The 17,712-nt window shown below is 61.3% G+C and carries 19 protein-coding genes; 17 read left to right on the top strand and 2 right to left on the bottom strand.

What is annotated here, in order from left to right; genetic code table 11:
• The 17 genes from ACG74X_RS15170 to ACG74X_RS15090 all read left to right on the top strand — a co-directional run.
• On the top strand, positions 1-289 hold a 289-nt coding region (locus ACG74X_RS15170; RefSeq protein ID WP_411235927.1), incomplete at its 5' end, for a group III truncated hemoglobin.
• Positions 290-313: 24 nt separating this feature from the next.
• Positions 314-868 (top strand): DUF2478 domain-containing protein, encoded by a 555-nt coding sequence (locus tag ACG74X_RS15165; protein WP_411235925.1) that lies wholly within the window; start codon positions 314-316, stop codon positions 866-868.
• A gap of 45 nt (positions 869-913) precedes the next feature.
• Entirely contained in the window at positions 914-1,402 is a 489-nt protein-coding gene (locus tag ACG74X_RS15160; RefSeq protein WP_411235924.1) for a hemerythrin domain-containing protein, read from the top strand.
• Between the two features lie 167 nt (positions 1,403-1,569).
• Complete coding sequence (locus tag ACG74X_RS15155; RefSeq protein WP_411235923.1) at positions 1,570-1,959, top strand: hypothetical protein; 390 nt, start codon at positions 1,570-1,572, stop codon at positions 1,957-1,959.
• Complete coding sequence (locus ACG74X_RS15150) at positions 1,956-4,157, top strand: 4Fe-4S binding protein (RefSeq protein ID WP_411235922.1); 2,202 nt, start codon at positions 1,956-1,958, stop codon at positions 4,155-4,157. The genes ACG74X_RS15155 and ACG74X_RS15150 overlap by 4 nt, the downstream gene beginning before the upstream one ends.
• An 11-nt stretch (positions 4,158-4,168) precedes the next feature.
• The gene (gene nosZ / locus ACG74X_RS15145) at positions 4,169-6,109 is read left to right on the top strand and encodes a TAT-dependent nitrous-oxide reductase (protein WP_411235921.1); all 1,941 of its coding nucleotides are present in this window, start codon (positions 4,169-4,171) and stop codon (positions 6,107-6,109) included.
• 3 nt (positions 6,110-6,112) lie between these two features.
• Positions 6,113-7,444, top strand: a complete 1,332-nt coding sequence (locus ACG74X_RS15140; RefSeq protein ID WP_411235920.1) for a nitrous oxide reductase family maturation protein NosD — start codon at positions 6,113-6,115, stop codon at positions 7,442-7,444.
• The gene (locus ACG74X_RS15135) at positions 7,410-8,306 is read left to right on the top strand and encodes an ABC transporter ATP-binding protein (RefSeq protein ID WP_411235918.1); all 897 of its coding nucleotides are present in this window, start codon (positions 7,410-7,412) and stop codon (positions 8,304-8,306) included. Before ACG74X_RS15140 ends, ACG74X_RS15135 begins: the two co-directional genes overlap by 35 nt.
• Positions 8,303-9,127 carry an ABC transporter permease gene (locus ACG74X_RS15130; RefSeq protein WP_411235916.1) on the top strand — a complete coding sequence of 275 codons (825 nt, stop codon included), beginning with the start codon at positions 8,303-8,305 and terminating at the stop codon, positions 9,125-9,127. The genes ACG74X_RS15135 and ACG74X_RS15130 overlap by 4 nt, the downstream gene beginning before the upstream one ends.
• Positions 9,124-9,693 (top strand): nitrous oxide reductase accessory protein NosL, encoded by a 570-nt coding sequence (locus ACG74X_RS15125; RefSeq protein ID WP_411235914.1) that lies wholly within the window; start codon positions 9,124-9,126, stop codon positions 9,691-9,693. The genes ACG74X_RS15130 and ACG74X_RS15125 overlap by 4 nt, the downstream gene beginning before the upstream one ends.
• A 1-nt stretch (position 9,694) precedes the next feature.
• A complete protein-coding gene (locus ACG74X_RS15120) occupies positions 9,695-10,615 on the top strand; it encodes an FAD:protein FMN transferase (protein ID WP_411235913.1) in 921 nt (306 codons plus the stop codon).
• A gap of 124 nt (positions 10,616-10,739) precedes the next feature.
• Positions 10,740-11,999, top strand: coding sequence for an S-methyl-5-thioribose kinase (gene mtnK, locus ACG74X_RS15115; protein ID WP_411235911.1), 1,260 nt, complete (start codon positions 10,740-10,742; stop codon positions 11,997-11,999).
• Positions 11,996-13,099: an S-methyl-5-thioribose-1-phosphate isomerase gene (gene mtnA / locus ACG74X_RS15110; RefSeq protein WP_411235909.1), complete on the top strand. Its 1,104-nt coding sequence runs from the start codon at positions 11,996-11,998 to the stop codon at positions 13,097-13,099. Before mtnK ends, mtnA begins: the two co-directional genes overlap by 4 nt.
• Before the next feature lie 24 nt (positions 13,100-13,123).
• A complete protein-coding gene (locus tag ACG74X_RS15105; protein ID WP_411235908.1) occupies positions 13,124-14,101 on the top strand; it encodes a sugar-binding transcriptional regulator in 978 nt (325 codons plus the stop codon).
• Complete coding sequence (locus ACG74X_RS15100; RefSeq protein WP_411235907.1) at positions 14,098-14,778, top strand: class II aldolase/adducin family protein; 681 nt, start codon at positions 14,098-14,100, stop codon at positions 14,776-14,778. Before ACG74X_RS15105 ends, ACG74X_RS15100 begins: the two co-directional genes overlap by 4 nt.
• A gap of 15 nt (positions 14,779-14,793) precedes the next feature.
• Positions 14,794-15,873 carry an aldo/keto reductase gene (locus ACG74X_RS15095; RefSeq protein ID WP_411235906.1) on the top strand — a complete coding sequence of 360 codons (1,080 nt, stop codon included), beginning with the start codon at positions 14,794-14,796 and terminating at the stop codon, positions 15,871-15,873.
• A gap of 19 nt (positions 15,874-15,892) precedes the next feature.
• Positions 15,893-16,048, top strand: coding sequence for a hypothetical protein (locus tag ACG74X_RS15090; protein ID WP_411235905.1), 156 nt, complete (start codon positions 15,893-15,895; stop codon positions 16,046-16,048).
• Positions 16,049-16,087: 39 nt separating this feature from the next.
• Here ACG74X_RS15090 and ACG74X_RS15085 read toward each other — a convergent pair whose 3' ends face one another.
• A complete protein-coding gene (locus tag ACG74X_RS15085) occupies positions 16,088-16,687 on the bottom strand; it encodes a dihydroxyacetone kinase subunit L (protein WP_411235904.1) in 600 nt (199 codons plus the stop codon).
• Complete coding sequence (locus ACG74X_RS15080) at positions 16,684-17,685, bottom strand: dihydroxyacetone kinase subunit DhaK (RefSeq protein WP_411235902.1); 1,002 nt, start codon at positions 17,683-17,685, stop codon at positions 16,684-16,686. The genes ACG74X_RS15085 and ACG74X_RS15080 overlap by 4 nt, the downstream gene beginning before the upstream one ends.
• Positions 17,686-17,712: the final 27 nt, after the last annotated feature.

Below are 17,712 nucleotides of genomic sequence, written 5' to 3'. Positions count from 1 at the left end.
TTGGGGTCCGCATCTGGACCGGATGGTCGATTTCTGGTCGTCGGTTGCGTTGATGACGGGGCGGTATCATGGCGCTCCGGTGCCCAAGCATACCAGCCTGCCGATCACCTCGTCGCATTTCAATCGCTGGCTGGCGCTGTTTAGTGAAACCGCGCGCGAGGTCTGCACAGCCGAAGGGGCGGCCCATGTCATGACCCGCGCCGAACGCATTGCGCGGTCCTTGACCATGGCGGTCGAGGACGCACAGCGCGTGTGCCCGCATGCCGCACCGATTCTGCGCCAGACATAGGCTTAACAAAGACAAGGCGATCCAATGAAACTTGCAACACTCACGGGAACCAAGCGCGGTGAAACGGACAGATTGCTCCAATCGGTTGTCGCCCGACTCAAACACGACAAGGTCAGACTTCTGGGGGCTGTGCGCGCGCCCGATCCGGGGTCAAGCGATGCGCATTGTGAAAGCACATTGTCGCTTTTGCCGGACGGGCCGCGTGTGCGGATCACACAGGACCTGGGCGCGGGATCATCGGCCTGTCGGATGGATGCCGGTGCTTTGGAAGAGGCCGTTGGCGTGGCAACCGTGCGGCTCGCGTCGGATGGCGCTGATCTTGTCATATTGAACAAGTTTGGTCTGAGCGAAGCAGAAGGGCGCGGCTTTCGCGGGTTGATCGCCGATGCGCTTGCCCAGGATATTCCGGTTCTTGTCGGGCTGTCCGACACCCATCGGGCGGCGTTTGAAACCTTTGCCGACGGCATGGCAACACAAGTGGCCCCTGACGACACCGCGATTCTGGAATGGTGCCGTGTGGCTCTGGGCCGACCCGACCTGGCACAAGGGGCGCAACAAGACGTGTCCTTGAGGGCCTAACGACGATCCGCGCGGTTCTGCGCGGTGCTTGATATGGAGATTAAGATGAATGATCCTTCCGTACATGATGGTGCTGTGCAACCGACGGACAATCTGGTCGCGCACCTTTTAGAGCATTATCACGCCGGTCACCGGCGTGAATTGCCCCAACTGGTTGCGCTGGCGCGCAAGGTCGAGGCCAACCACGCCCATGACATCAACGCGCCGCATGGTTTGACCCAGGCGTTAGAGCGCATGAAGGCCGATCTTGAACATCACATGCACACGGACGAAACCATTGTCTTTCCGGCCCTTCATACCGGTTGGGTCGGCCAACTGCGCGAAACACTCGAAGCGCTGCGCGATGATCGTGACGCACATCTGGAAACGATGAACAGGATTGCGGCCATAGTGCATGGGTTCCGGCTTCCTTTTGATGCCTGCCGGACATGGACCGAACTTTACGAACGGCTTGGCACCTTTGCTGAAGACCTGGACGAGCATCTGTATCTTGAGGGCCAGTTGCTTTTCTCAAAGCCGTTGCCTGAATCGTAATTCTTTTGCGAATACAACCTTCTGTACGGCAACCCCGCTGTGATGCGGGCTGACATGCCGCTGGTGCAGAAGATGTTTCGCAGGTGCAGCAATAAAAAGCACATCTATGATGTCGCTATTTGCGCTAGATCAAAGTTAGCCTTCGCCAGACCGCATAAATCATCCCTATGCGGACCCTCGTCTCCATATTTGCGCTGACAGTTTTGTCCTTTGCCCTGGTCTTTACCGGCCCGGCATCGCGTAACATGGTGTCGGCTGACACGATACTGGCCGAGCTGTGTCTGGACGGCGTGGTGCAGACGGTGCGCCTGGGGCCAGATGGCCAGCCGGTGTCACCCAATGAGGACTGCGCTCAAGGCCATACGTGTTGCGTCATGGCCGACGATACGACAGAGCCGCGCATTTTGTCGGTGCGGACCGTACGGTACGGGCAAACCGCTGTCGCGCCGTTTGTGACCGGCGCGTCGATCACACGAATTGAATATCTTGCCGCCAATCCGCGAGCGCCCCCGGCACCGCGCATTGGGCAGAGTGACCAAACGGAAATCCACTCATGACTCTTCTGCGTTCCCTTCTTTGGGCATCGATTCTGTGTCTTGGCACAGTCCTGTCCGCGCAACAGACGCAAGCCCAATCCGAACTAACCCGTCTGCTGCCGGATGTCGTTGCCAGCGACGTGGTCGAAGGGGCAACAGGGTTTGGACGCACCCATGACGATCTGCCGATTGTGCAAGTGATGCGCGATCAAGAGCAGATCGGCTGGGCCTTTATCACATCAGATTTCGTCTCGACCACCGGGTATTCCGGCAAACCCATTCACACGATGGTTGCCGTGGATGATGCCGCGCAGGTGATCGGTGTCGAACTTGTCAAACATTACGAACCCATCGTTCTGATCGGCATTCCCGATTCAGAGGTCAAGGCACTGGTGGCGAATTACCGGGGGCTTGATCTGGTGGCCGAGGCGGAATCCGGCGGCACCTCTCACGAGTTGGACATCATCTCTGGTGCCACCGTGACGATCATGGTGATCGACGATTCCATCATTCGCGCCGGTCTCAAGGTTGCGCGACAGTTGGGGTTGGGCGGGCTTGCGGTCGAGGTTGATACCGGACCCCAATTCGAGATCAACCCCGAGGCGACGGCCCCAAGCGACTGGATGACGCTGGAAGGCGACGGCACGCTGCGGCGGTTGTCGCTGGACGTGGGGCAGGTCAACGCCGCTTTCGCCGCGATGGACGATCCGCGGGCCGAAAGACGCGCGCTGACCGAAGCGCCGGAAACCACCTTCATCGAAATGCAGGCCGCCTTGGTGTCACATCCCGCCATTGCCGAGGCCCTTTTGGGGGAGGCGCGCGCAGACAATCTGCAAGCCTGGCTGGACGACGGCGATCATGCGGTCGCGATCTTTGGGCGCGGGCTCTATTCCTTCAAAGGCTCCGGCTATGTGCGCGGCGGCATCTTTGACCGGATCGTACTGATTCAGGATGACATCTCGGTGCGGTTCCGCGACCGGATGCACCAGCGGATCAACGGCATCGACGCGACAGGCGCGCCGCAGTTCAACGAAGCGGATATGTTCAAGATCCCGGCGGATACCGGGTTTGATCCGACCAAACCCTTCCGCATTCAGCTTTTGGTGCAGCGCGAAGTTGGGGCGATCGAAAAGATCTTTACCACCTTCGATCTGGGCTACCGCCTGCCGGACCAGTACCTGCGCTCGGTGGCCCCCGCCCCCGCGCCAGAGGTGCCTGCGGCTGTCACCGATGTCACCACCCAGTCCGAAAGCCAGGCCCATCAGGCCCTGTGGAAACGGATTTGGGCGGGAAAAACCACCGAGATCGCCGTGGTCGGCGTGATGCTGTTCCTGCTCACTGCGGTGTTCTTTTTCCAGAAATTCGCCACCGTGAACGAACGGGTGTTCTTCTGGTTCCGCATGAGCTTTCTGACTGTCGTGCTGGTTTATCTGGGCTGGTACGCCAACGCACAGCTGTCGGTTGTCAACCTGATCGCGCTGTTCAATTCGTTGACCGCCGGGTTCAGCTGGCAGGCGTTCATGCTTGATCCCCTGACCTTCATCCTGTGGTTTGCTGTGGCGGCGGCGCTGCTCTTTTGGGGGCGGGGGGCCTATTGCGGCTGGCTCTGCCCGTTTGGCGCGCTGCAAGAACTGACCAACCGCATCGGGCGCGCGCTGCGCATTCCGCAATGGACCCTGCCCTGGGGTTTGCATGAACGGCTGTGGCCGGTGAAATACATGATCTTTCTCGGGCTGTTCGGCGTGTCCTTGATGAGCATCGAACAGGCCGAGCGTCTGGCCGAGGTTGAACCCTTCAAGACCGCGATTATCCTGAATTTCGTGCGCACCTGGCCCTTCGTGGCCTATGCCGCCGCTTTGCTGATTGCCGGGCTGTTCGTGGAACGGTTCTTCTGCCGCTACCTGTGCCCGCTGGGGGCGGCTCTGGCGATCCCGGCGCGGCTGCGCATGTTCGACTGGCTCAAGCGGTATCGCGAATGCGGCAACCCCTGCCAGACCTGCGCCAATCAATGCCCTGTTCAGGCGATCCACCCCACGGGTGAGATCAATCCAAACGAATGTATCAACTGCCTGCATTGTCAGGTGCTGTACCAGTCCACCACTCAATGCCCCGTGGTCATCAAAAAGCTCAAGCGTCGCGCCAAGGTCGGTGCCGCGCCTGATCTGGGCCGTGACCTGTCCGGGCATCCCAATCAACCAAAGATTCAACCCGCAACCTGAAAGGAACACTCATGTCCGAGGGAAAGAAACTGCCAATCACACGCCGGGGCCTTCTGGGCGCAACGGCCGGGGGTGCGGCACTTGCCGGTGCCATGGGCACCCGCGCCATGCTGACCGGAACCGCCGCTGTTGGCGCGGCCACCGTTGCCGGAACAACAAGCGCAAGCGCTGCAACCGACGGACAGGTCGGACCAGGGCAGCTTGATGAATATTACGGCTTCTGGTCGTCAGGCCAGTGTGGCGAGATGCGCATTCTGGGCGTGCCGTCGATGCGCGAACTGATGCGCGTGCCGGTGTTCAACATCTGCTCTGCCACCGGCTGGGGGATTTCGAATGAATCGAAAAAGATCCTGACCGAAGGCCTGCTGCCCAAGACCAAAGAATATCTGGCTGCCAATGGGCACGAATTCCCGCCCAACGGCGATTTGCACCACCCGCATATGTCCTTCACCGAAGGCACTTATGATGGTCGCTACCTCTTCATGAACGACAAGGCCAACACCCGCGTCGCGCGTGTGCGCTGCGACGTGATGAAGTGCGACAAGATCATCGAGATCCCGAACGCCAAGGCGATCCACGGTCTGCGTCCGCAGAAATGGCCGCGCACCAACTACGTGTTCGCCAATGGCGAAGATGAGGTGCCGATGGTCAATGACGGCCAGATCCTCGATGAGCCGGACAAGTACGTCAACTTCTACACCGCCATCAACGCCGACGAGATGACGGTGGCCTGGCAGGTGATGGTGACGGGCAACCTCGACAACACCGATTGCGATTATGACGGCAAATACGCCTTCTCGACATCGTATAACTCGGAAATGGCGATGGACCTTGCCGGGATGACCGAAAAGGACATGGACCACGTTGTCGTGTTCAACATTGCCGAGATCGAAAAGGGCATCGAAGCTGGTGACTATCAAGAGCTGAATGGCGTCAAGGTTCTGGACGGGCGCAAGGGCGCGACCAACAAATACACCCGCTACATCCCGATCCCCAACAACCCGCATGGCATCAACATGGCCCCCGACAAGGTGCACCTGTGCATCGCGGGCAAGCTGTCTCCCACCGTGTCGATCATCGACGTGCGCAAGCTCGACTCGCTTTTTGAAAGCGATGTCGATCCGCGCAGCGTTGTCGTCGGAGAGCCGGAATTGGGGCTTGGTCCGCTTCACACCTGTTATGACGGCAAGGGCAATGCGTATACGACGCTCTTCCTAGACAGCCAGGTGGTCAAGTGGAACATCGAGAAGGCCAAGCAACTTTACGCAGGCGAGGATGTCGACCCGATCATCGTCAAGAAAGACGTGCATTACCAGCCGGGCCACAACTCGACCGTGATGGGCGAAACGCTTGAGGCGACCGACAAATACTACCTGACGATGAACAAGTTTTCGAAGGACAGGTTCCTCAATGTCGGCCCGCTCAAGCCCGAGAACGAGCAGCTGTTTGCGATCAATGGCGATGACATGACCCTGATTCATGACGGCCCGACCTTTGCCGAACCGCATGATTCCATCATCGTCGATCCGGCCAAGCTAAGCCCGAAATCGGTCTGGGATCGCAACGACCCGATGTGGGCGGATACACGGCGCCAGGCCGAAGCGGACGGTGTTGATCTGGATGATTGGCAAGACACGATCATCCGCGATGGCAACAAGGTGCGCGTCTATATGAGCAGTCAGGCACCGCAGTTCTCTATCGAGACGTTCACCGTGCAACAGGGCGACGAAGTGACGGTCATCGTGACCAACCTCGATGACATCGACGACCTGACCCACGGCTTTACCATGGGCAACCACGGTGTCGCGATGGAGCTTGGACCGCAGGCAACGTCGTCTGTCACCTTTGTGGCGGCGCAGCCGGGCGTCTACTGGTATTACTGCCAGTGGTTCTGCCACGCGCTCCACATGGAGATGCGCGGCCGGATGTTCGTCGAGCCGAGGGCGAGCTAAGCCATGAAGCGTGTCCTGCCCCTGATCCTGACGCTGCTCTTTGCGTTGCCCCTTTGGGCGGACGAGACTGCTGTGCCACCGGGGCAAGGCACGCTTGCCAAAGCCATCGCCGGGGCCGACCCCGGCGATGTGCTGACCCTATTGGAAGGGCGCTACGAAGGGGCGATCACCATTGACCGCCCCCTGACCCTGACCGGCCCCGAAAGCGCGGTGATCGACGGGATGGGGCAGGGCACCGTTGTCACCATCGACGCACCCGATGTGACCGTGCGCGGCCTGACCGTGACCGGATCGGGCATGAACAGCGAAGACCTTGATGCGGGCATCAAGATCCTCAAAGGCGCGGACCGCGCCATCGTCAAGAACAATAAGGTGCTGGGCAATCTGCACGGCGTCGATGTGCATGGCGGGCGCGATGCTCAGGTGATCGGCAACACCATCGAAGGCACACGACAGCGCCGCGTCAATGACCGGGGCAATGGCATCTATGTCTGGAACTCTCCCGGAACGCTGGTCGAAGGCAATTCCGTGCGCTGGGGACGCGATGGCATCTTTTCCAATGCTTCGCGCACCGGCACCTATCGTAACAACCTGTTCCGCGATCTGCGCTTTGCCGTGCATTATATGTATACAAACGATTCCGAAGTGTCGGGCAACGTGTCCATCGGCAACGGCCTTGGCTATGCGATCATGTTCTCAAACAACATCATCGTGAAAGACAACCTGAGCCTGTCGGATATCAGCCACGGCGTAATGCTCAACTATGCCAACAATGCCGAAGTGTCCGGCAACCTCGTGCGAGGCGGGGCGAACCGCTGCACGTTCATCTATAATGCGCACAAGAACCTGATCTGGGGCAACCGCTTTGAAGGCTGCGAGATCGGCATTCATTTCACCGCTGGATCGGAACGCAACGTGCTGACGGGAAACGCCTTTATCGGCAATCGCGAGCAGGTGAAATATGTCGGCACGCGCGATATCGAATGGAGTTTTGAGGGGCGCGGCAATTACTGGTCCGACCATCCCGGTTTCGACCTTGGCGGCGACGGCATCGCCGACAGCGCGTTCCGCCCCAACGACCTGATGGACCATATCCTGTGGTCGCAACCCGCCGCACGGCTGCTGACCGGCGCGCCTGCCGTGCAACTGATCCGCTGGGCGCAATCCAGCTTCCCGGCCACTTTGCCCGGTGGCGTGGTGGACAGCGCACCCTTGATGACCGCACCGCAGATCCCCGTGCCCGAAGACTATACCGCGATGGAGGCCGAGGCCGCCGCGCGACGTGATGAAAGCGATATGAATGACATCGACGTTAACGATCTCTCGTCTCACTAAGACCTTTGGCGGGGTGCAGGCCCTGACCGACGTGTCGCTGTCCGTCGCCCCCGGCGAACGGGTGGCGCTGCTGGGCCATAACGGCGCGGGCAAGTCGACGATGATGAAGATCATCCTTGGCCTGATCGCGCCCGACAGCGGCGACATTTCCGTCTGCAATGCCACACCCGGCGATCCCGAGGCGCGCAGCAAGGTGGCCTATCTGCCCGAAAACGCGGCCTTCCATTCGGCGCTGACCGGGCTGGAGCAGATCACCTTTTACATGCGCCTGCGCGGGGTCGATCCCAAAGGCGCGCGCGATCTGCTGGGGCGCGTCGGTCTTGGCGATGCCGCGACGCGCCGGATCGGCACCTATTCCAAGGGCATGCGGCAGCGCGTCGGTCTGGCGCAGGCGCTGATCGGCCATCCGCGCCTTCTGGTGCTGGACGAACCCACCAGCGGCCTTGACCCGGTATCGCGGCGTGATTTCTACGAACTGCTTGACGGGCTTGCCGCCGAGGGCGCGGCGATTTTGCTGTCGAGCCATGCGCTGACCGAGGTGGAGGCGCGCACCGACCGGCTTTTGATCCTGTCGGGCGGGCGCATGGTGGCCGAAGGGTCTCTGCCCGAATTGCGCAGCGAGGCGGCCTTGCCTGTCGCCCTGCATGTCACAGCGATGAACGGCTACGCGCCCGAACTCATGGCGGCCTTCCCGAATGCGATCCAGACCGATGCGGGCCTGCACCTGACCTGCGCGCAGGACGAAAAGCTGGCGACGCTCGCACGGATTTCCGAGATGCGGGGCAAGGTGGCCGATCTTGAGGTGATCCCGCCCAGCCTCGAAGACATCTACAGCCATTTCAGCCGGAGGGACGGCCAATGATCGCGCGTATCCTTGCCACCACCCGGATCGAAGCCAACATCGCGCGGCGCAACCGCTGGGTGCTGATCGCGGTGCTTTTGATGGTGGTGTTTTCGCTGGTCCTGTCGGCGGCGGGCTCTGCCCCCACGGGCGCTGTCGGCGCGGATCGGCTGTCGGTGGTGGTGGCCTCGCTCACCTCGCTCTCGGTCTATCTGGTGCCGCTGGTGGCGCTGCTCATGTCGTTTGACGCCATCGCCGGAGAGGTCGAGCGGGGCACGCTGCCGCTCTTGCTCACCTACCCGGTGGCGCGGTGGGAAGTGCTGGCGGGCAAGCTGCTGGCGCATGTGATCATCCTGATCGTGGCGCTGGTTGCGGGCTATGGATCGGCGGCCCTGATCGCCGTCGCGACCGACCCCGAGGCGGTCGCCGGTCTGAGCGCGCTGTGGCGGCTTACTTGGACTTCGGTCCTGTTAGGGGCCACCTTCCTTGGCATCGGCTATGCCGTTTCCGCCCTGTCGCGTCGCGCGTCGGGGGCTGCCGGTCTGGCCATCGGCGTCTGGCTGGGCCTTGTCGTGCTGTACGATCTGGGCCTGCTGGCCGCGGTGGTGGCCGACGAAGGCGGGTTCTTTACGACGCAGGTCTTTCCCGCCGCCCTTCTGGCCAACCCGGCAGATGCCTTTCGTCTTTTCAACCTGAGCGCCGCCGAAGCCAGCGCTGCCGCGTCGGGCGTGGCGGGCGCGGCCGGGGCGATTCCGCAATGGCAATCGCTGGCCTCGGTCGCGCTCTGGCCCTTCATCGCGCTGGCCCTCGCCGCGCTGAGTTTCCGAAAGGTGGATGTATGAAACGCCTTATTCCAATGATCCTGATCTCTCTGGCGCTGACCGCCTGCAAGGAAGAGCTGGCGCAGGATGTCACGCCCGTATCCCTGAGCGCCGATGCGGTCGGGCATTACTGCCAGATGACGCTACTTGAACATGACGGCCCCAAGGCGCAGGCGCATCTGGGCGGGCTGCCCGGCGCGCCGCTGTTCTTCAGCCAGGTGCGTGACGTCGTGGCCTATCTGCGCATGCCCGAGCAAAGCCACGAGGTCGTCGCGGTGTGGGTCAACGATATGGGCGCGCAGGATGCGACCTGGGACGCGCCCGGTGCTGACAACTGGATTGATGCCGAGGATGCCCTTTATGTCGTCGGGTCGGATGTGATTGGCGGCATGGGGGCACCGGAACTGGTGCCATTTTCTGACCGCACCGCCGCGCGTGATTTTGCGGCGGATCATGGCGGCGCTGTCATGACATTGGACGAAATCCCGGATGCCGCCGTTCTGGCACCTGTCGAGCTGGTTCAAGACACCGATGACAGCGCGTTTCAGGACCGCCTGCGCGCCCTGTCGGACAAGATGGGAGACTGAGATGACCGCAATATCCCGACGCCGGGCCCTGACCATTCTGGCCGCCGCCACCGCACTACCTACATCCGCCTTGGCGACACCGGACGTGCCATTGCACACATGGCGGGGGCGGGCACTGGGCGCGCAGGCGACCTTGCGTCTGGCCCATCCTGACGCGGCAGCGATCTCTGAAAGGGTTGCGGCCGAAATTGACCGGCTGGAAGACGTGTTCAGCCTGTTTCGCCCGCAAAGCGCGCTGTCCCGGCTTAATCAACAGGGCGTGCTTCCGGCACCGCCGTTCGAGCTTTTGCAATGCCTGTCTTTGGCCGCGCGCGTGCATAATGCAACGGAAGGTCGGTTTGATCCGACAGTTCAACCGCTCTGGCGGGTTTACGCAGAGGCGTCTGTGGCCGGACGCGCAGCGGGCGCAGACGATCTAAACCGCGCGCGCGCGGCGATAGGCTGGGACCGGGTGCGTTTTTCCACCGATGCCATCACGCTTGAACCGGGCATGGCGCTGACGCTGAACGGCATCGCGCAAGGCTTTATCGCCGACCGCGTGGCCGATCTGTTGATTGGGGAAGGTCTGGACAACATCCTGATCGACACTGGCGAATTCCGCGCTCTGGGCGGTGATCCGCAGGGCACCGCATGGCCGGTGAACCTGGCCGCCGGAGGTCAGGTTGCGCTGAAGGCGCGCGCGCTTGCCACCTCGGCACCGCTCGGCACGACTTTTGGGGCGGGGGCAACCGGGGACAGCCATATCCTTGATCCGCGTCGCGGAGCGCCTGTCCCGGCGGTCTGGCACGAGGTTTCCGTATCGGCGGATCAGGCGGCTCTGGCCGATGCGCTTTCGACGGCGGCCTGCCTGTATTCAACCAAGTCAGAGATCGTGACCTGTGTGCAGGCATTCAAGAACAGCCGACTGGAACAGATTTCATAAATTGTGAACTTTCACCACCGGCCAAACGCGAAAGGCGACATTTGTCAAACGAATTGACATAAGCATAAATCATGGGCTAGCCAAATAGAACACGGTGTCGGATTTGAAAGGGAGGAGACTTTTCATGACGACAGGCCCGACATATGAGCCTCTTTCGGTTGACACGTTGACACGCCGTTTGGCCGATGTCGCGGCCCTTGCCGAACACGTTGGGCCAGACACGAAAACCTGGCAGGTCGAGGAAATCGGCGACGGCAATCTGAACCTTGTCTTTCGCGTCACCGGCCCAAATGGACAGGCCGTGGTCAAGCAGGCCTTGCCTTATGTGCGGCTTGTCGGGGACAGTTGGCCGCTGCCGCTGTATCGGGCGTTTTTCGAATACCATGCACTGACTCGGCAGGCCGCGCGCGATCCGGGATCTGTTCCAAAGGTTTACCATTTTGACGAAGCGCAGGCTTTGATCGTGATGGAATTTCTGGCCCCGCATGTCATTTTGCGCCGCAAATTGATCGCCGGAGAATATGTTGACACGCTGGCAGAGTGTCTGGGCACGTTCTGCGCCCGGACCGCGTTTCGCGGCTCTGCGCTTTCCATGACGCGCGAGGATCGAAAGGCTGATGTGGCGTTGTTTGCGGGAAATGTTGAAATTCCGGCAATCACCGAAGCATTGGTGTTCACCGATCCATATTATGACGCCGAACTGAACAGCCATACCGCCGGTCTGCAGCCGGTCATCGCCACCTTGCGCGGCGATGTTGCGCTCAAGGTCAAGGTTCAGCAATTGTTGCAGCGGTTTGTGTCGAACACCGAAACCATGGTGCATGGCGATCTGCATTCCGGGTCGATCATGTCGACCGAAACGGATAGTCGGGTGATTGACCCGGAATTTGTGCAATATGGCCCGATGGGTTTTGATATCGGGATGTTATGCGCGAATTTCCTGATGGCGTATTTCAGTCAACCCGCGCATCGGCAAGACGATCTGACGGCCTATCAGGATTGGGTGCTGGGCGTTATCACTGATCTGTGTCAGACCTTTGAGGCAGAGTTCCGGCATCTGTGGCAGACAGAGCGGACAGGCATCCTCTATCCCGCCGCGGTGTTCGAGGATCAGGGCCACGACAGCACATTGGCCTGCGATGCGGTGCTGGCTGATATCTGGCGCGATGCCTGGGCGTTTTGCGGGATCGAGATGCACCGCCGCTGTTTGTCGCTGGCCCATAACGCCGATTTTGAGGATATCGCCGACACCACCCTGCGCGCCGCCCTTGAAGCGCGCAATCTGATGATGGGTGCCGCGCTGATCCATGCGGCAGATACGGGTCTGGACGCGCAGGCGGTCTGTGCCATGGCCCGTGAGTTTAACGGAAAGGACATCTTATGAAGATCGACGGCACACATTACCGATCCTTGTGGTGGAATTCCGACAAGCATGTTCTTGAAATCATCGACCAGCGCTGGTTGCCGCATGACTTTCGCGTGGTGCCGGTGGCGACGATGCAGGATTTTGCGGATGCGATCTATCAGATGCGGGTTCGGGGCGCGCCCCTGATCGGGGCAACCGCCGCTTACGGGATGGCGCGAGCCATGGCGCAGGATGCGTCGGATGCGAATATGGATGCGGCTTGGGCCTTTCTGGAAAAGACGCGGCCGACCGCGATCAATCTGCGGTGGGCGCTGGATCGGTGCCGCGCCGCATTGCGGCCCTTGCCCCAAAGCGCGCGCGCCGAGGCCGCGCTGGCATTGGCGCATGACATTGCCGAAGAAGACGTCGAGATCAACCGTCGCATTGGGGAAAACGGTTTGGCGCTGATCCGCGAGATTGCCGCCCGGAAACCCGAGGGCACACCGGTTCGCGTGCTCACCCATTGCAATGCCGGATGGCTGGCCACGGTCGATTGGGGCACCGCGACCAGCCCGATGTATCACGCGCATGATGCCGGACTCCCATTGCACATCTGGGTCGACGAAACGCGCCCGCGCAATCAGGGGGCCTTGACGGCCTGGGAATTGGGCGGTCACGGCGTGCCGCACACCTATATCACCGACAATGCAGGGGGGCATCTGATGCAGCATGGATTGGTGGATCTGGTGATCACCGGCACCGACCGCACCACGCGCCGCGGCGATGTGTGCAACAAGATCGGCACCTATCTCAAGGCGCTGGCGGCACATGATAATGGCGTGCCGTTTTACGTGGCGCTGCCATCGCCGACCATCGACTGGACGGTGAGCGACGGTGTGGCCGAGATCCCGATCGAGGACCGCGACACAAGCGAGGTCACGCATGTTCAGGGCACAACAGCGGCCGGAGCCATTGACACGGTCAGGGTCACACCGGACGGCACCGCAGGCGGCAATCCGGCCTTTGATGTCACGCCCAACCGCTTGGTGACAGGCCTGATCACAGAACGCGGCGTCTGTGCCGCGTCCGAAGACGGCTTGGCAGGGCTGTTCCCCGACTTCGCCAAAGCGGCGCAGTAAAGGGTGCCGCCACAGCCAAATCCGATGCCAAAGTCGCGCGGCACTGCCGATCCTGTTCGACTGTCCCCGCGCGATGATGCGCCTTTTGTCGAGGCCGCCTGGCTGTATTATCATGACGGTCTGAACCAGAACGATATCGCGGAACGGATGCGGATCAGCCGGGCAACGGTGGTCAATTACCTGAACGAAGCGCGCAGCCGGGGTTGGGTGCGTGTTCATCTTGACAGTGATGTGTTCCGGGGGCGTCGGCTTGCTGCGGAATTGTGCAAGGCCTACGGTCTGGCCGACGCGCTGGTTGTGCCCGATGACCCGGTCGAGCCAGACGGGGCAGGGCGGGTCACACGGGCGGCGGCGGACTGGCTGCCGCGCCTATTGGAACCCGGTGACAGGCTGGGTGTGTCCTGGGGGGCAACGGTCTATCAGATGGCGCAACAGGTGCCACAGTATCCCGTGCCTGACCTGACCGTGGTGCAGCTTTTGGGCTCGCGTCCCGCTGCGCTGGGATTTGCCGCCGAGGCCTGCACAGCCATTCTGGCGCAGAAGCTGGGCGGGCATTGCGTCAACCTGCACGTTCCGCTGATCCTGTCGAACAAGGCCTTGCGCGATGCGCTATGTGACGAGCCGGTGGTCCGCGCGCAGCTTGAGGCGCTGGCGACCTGCAACAAGACGGTTCTGGCCTGCGGCACCTGTGATGCAGAGGCCCATGTCGTGCGCAGCGGCATTCTGAGCGTGCAGGACATGGCGACCTACCGAGAGAAGGGTGCCGAAGGCGTGGTCTGCGCACGATTGATCGACGCCGATGGTGCTCCGGTCGTCACCGAGGTCGAAGACCGCATGATTGGCGTGACATTGGACCAGATGAAACACAAAGACATGGCGCTGCTGATTGCCGCGGGCCGCGAAAGGGCGCGGTCGGCCCGTGCCGCGCTGGTGGGTGGTTTCGTGACCCATCTGGCGACCAGCACACAGATTGCCCAAGAGCTTCTGGAGGCCCGCAAATGACCCCCGCTGAACCCCTTGCCGACACCAAAACCACCCGGAGTGCGCTCATTGAGGCCTGCATCTGGATGAACGCGCGTCAGCTTAATCAGGGCACCTCGGGCAATATCTCTGCCCGGATCGCGGATGGCATCCTGATCACGCCGTCCGGTGTGCCGTACGAGCACCTTACGCCAGAGGCGCTTGTGACGATCCCGATAGATGCGCCGCCCGGTGCCAATGGCCCGAAACCGTCAACCGAATGGCCGTTTCATCAGGCGCTGCACCGCGCCCGCCCCGACATGCCGGTCGTCCTGCATGCGCATCCGCCCTATTGCAGCGTGCTTGCCGTGCAGCGCCGCAAGATACCGGCCTGCCATTACATGATCGCGGCCTTTGGCGGTGACGATGTGCCCCTGGCGGATTACGCGCTGTTTGGCAGCCCGGATTTATGTGCCGATATGGCGCGGATCATGGCCGACAGGCATGGCTGTCTGATGGCCAATCACGGTGCAACCGTTTTGGGTGAGACGATTGAAAAAGCGCGGTGGCGGTTGGAAGAGCTTGAGACATTGGCGCGCACGTATCTGTTCAGCAGCATTGGCGGCACGCCGCATCTGTTGAGCAAAGAGGAACTTGCCGAGGTGTCGCGCGCGTTTGAAAATTATGGGCCACGCGACACACCGGACACAGACACTTAACCAAGGGGGGACAGGATGGAGTATCGAACGCTGGGACGCACGGGGCTGAAAATCTCGGTCATTACAATGGGCACGTTCACGTTTGGCGGGCGTGGCGATTTCGGGCGCACGGCGTCTCAGGATGTGGACGATGCCCGCAGGCTGGTCGATACCTGCATCGACCATGGTGTAAATATGTTCGACACCGCGAATATGTATTCCACCGGCCTGTCCGAAGAGATTCTGGGCGAGGTTCTGCAAGGGCGGTATGACGATATCCTTGTCACCTCCAAAGCCCGTATGCCCATCGGGGATGGGCCGAATGATCAGGGCGTGTCCCGCTGGCATCTGATCCGAGAATGCGAACGCTCGCTCAGGCGGCTGCGCACCGATCATATTGATTTGTATTACATGCATGAATGGGATGGTCTGACCCCGGTCGAGGAAAAGATGGCGGCGCTGGACACGCTGATCCAGCATGGCAAGGTGCGCTATGTCGGTTGTTCAAACTATTCGGCCTGGCAGGTGATGAAATCCCTGGCGGCGGCCCCAAACTATGCCAGTCGGTTTGCATCACAGCAGATCCACTACACGCTTGAAGCACGCGAGGCAGAATACGAATTGCTGCCGCTGTCTGTCGATCAAGGCCTTGGTGTTCAGATCTGGTCGCCGCTGGCCGCGGGTCTGTTGTCCGGAAAGCACCGTCGTGATGCGGGCTTTGCCGAAGGATCACGGCAGTCTGCCGGTTGGAACGAACCCCCGATCCGTGACATGGAGCGGCTTTGGAACATCGTGGATGTGCTGGTCGAGATCGGCGACGCGCACGGGGTTGAGGCCGCCCAAGTGGCGCTGGCATGGTTGTTGACCCGTCCTGCGGTGGCCTCGGTTGTGGTCGGCGGGCGCAACGTCGATCAATTTGAACGCAACTTCCGCGCAGTCGATCTGGTTTTGTCAGAGGACGAACTGACGCGGCTGAACGATGTCAGCCGCCTGCCGCTGATCTATCCCTACTGGCACCAACACAATTTCGCCCGCCCTCGCTTTGGCCCCGCCGATCAGGCCCTGCACGCCGATTACCCCGATCGCCATTATGGCGGCGAAGACCCGTTGGTGTGATTTCGCGTAAACTCAAAGGATGACGGGGCACAAGCGTCAGCATGATTTCGCGGCTGCGGTGCCGGAGTATCATCGTATACGCACAGCTTTGGGCCCGCTTGGATACACCGCCTTTCTTGTGCCGCGCTTGTCGGTGCATGACCGCTTGAAACTTGTGCTGGATGCATGTCGCTGACGCGGCAGCACTTCTGCTAGGGTCGGGACCGGGGGATGCCTATGTCCCGACCGCTGCCTTCACGACCGACTGCATGGCAAGCATGCCCGGATCGTCCAGGCCGATGCTTTTTTCACCGAAGATGCGGGCGCGGCCTATGGTGGCTTTCTTGGTGCGGAAATCCTCCATCGCCTGATCGACGGCGTGCGCGGCGGCGATGGCTTTGTCGTCGGCCTTGGCCGTGGCGCGGGCCAGGTAATCGAGGCTATCAAGCACGGTTTTGCCGCCAAGCTCTGCCTTGCCGCGCTCTTGCATCTTGTCGCGGGCTGCCGCGATCAGGTCGGGCACAGTGTCGGGGTCAATGCTGTCTTGTCCGCGCAAGGTCTTGGCCGCGCTCATCAGGCCGGTGGCCATCAGAGTGCCATAGGACGATCCCGACGATTTGGTAAACGCCTGCGCACATTGAAATAGTGCCATGCCGATATCCTCCGGCAGATCATCCTTCATGGCCACAATCGCGCGCATGCCACGGGTCATGGTCACACCCAGATCACCGTCCCCCAAAGCCCCGTCAGCCGCATTCAGTGCGTCAAAATCCCGTTCCATCGCGGCTGCGATGCGGTCAATGGCGGATAAAAGCGTGTCGCGGGTGATGGTCATCCGACCCTCCAGAACGCGCAATCGCATGGGGCCTTGAGCAGCGCCTCCAAATCGTCATCCAGCTTGCACAGGGTAAAGGACACGCCCGCCATCTCCATCGACGTGGCATAGCGCCCGACGAGCGGCATGACGATGCTGGCACCGGCCTCTTCCAGCCGGGTTTTCACAATGCGGTAGAGGATATATAGCTCCTCTGGTGGGGTGGCCCCCAAAGAGTTGACCATGACAGACACCCGATCGCCCTTGGTCAGGGGCATGTCGGTCAACAACCTGTCCATCATCTCGCCCGCGATGTCATCGGCTGTTTGCAGTTTGCCGCGCCAGACTCCCGGCTCGCCATGGATGCCCATGCCCATTTCCATCTCGTCTTCCGCAATCTCGAAGGTGGGCTTGCCCGCTTGCGGGACGGTGCAGGGCGACAGGGCGGCGCCGATTGACCGGCAGGCATCGGCGGCTTTCTGGGCCACGGCCGTCACGCCTTCAAGGTCACGGCCTTGCTCGGCGGCGGCCCCTGCCATCTTGAACGCATAGACCATACCGGCCACGCCGCGGCGTTTTTCGGCTTCCTCGGGTGGAGCAGAGGCCACGTCATCGGTCAAAAGCACGGTTGTGCAGGTGATGTCCTCGAACTCGACCAGCTCTCCGGCCATGTCGAAATTCATGACGTCACCGCCGTAATTGCCATACAGGCGCAGCACACCCGCGCCGCTGTCTGCCGCGCGGATCGCATCTGCCATCTGCTCGGCCGAGGGCGACGCGAACACGTCCCCAATCGCGCAGGCATCCAGCAATCCTGTGCCGACATAACCGGTGAACACAGGCAGGTGGCCCGATCCGCCGCCGGTGACGATCCCCACCTTGCCGTCCTTGCCCGGGGTCGCACGCGCCACGACCTTCCCGCTGTCGCCCTGCAGGCGGTAATATTCCGGATGGGCGGCGGTCAGGCCTGCCAGCATCTCGTCGACATAGTCTTCGGGGGTGTTCAGTATCTTTTTCATGTGGTCCTCCTCGCGCCGGGAACGGAT

It is taken from the genome of Marivita sp. S0852 (assembly GCF_046591575.1).
Lineage (GTDB): Bacteria > Pseudomonadota > Alphaproteobacteria > Rhodobacterales > Rhodobacteraceae > Marivita.
Note: the sequence above shows the minus strand (reverse complement) of the source record. Positions and strands in the feature narration are given on the sequence as shown.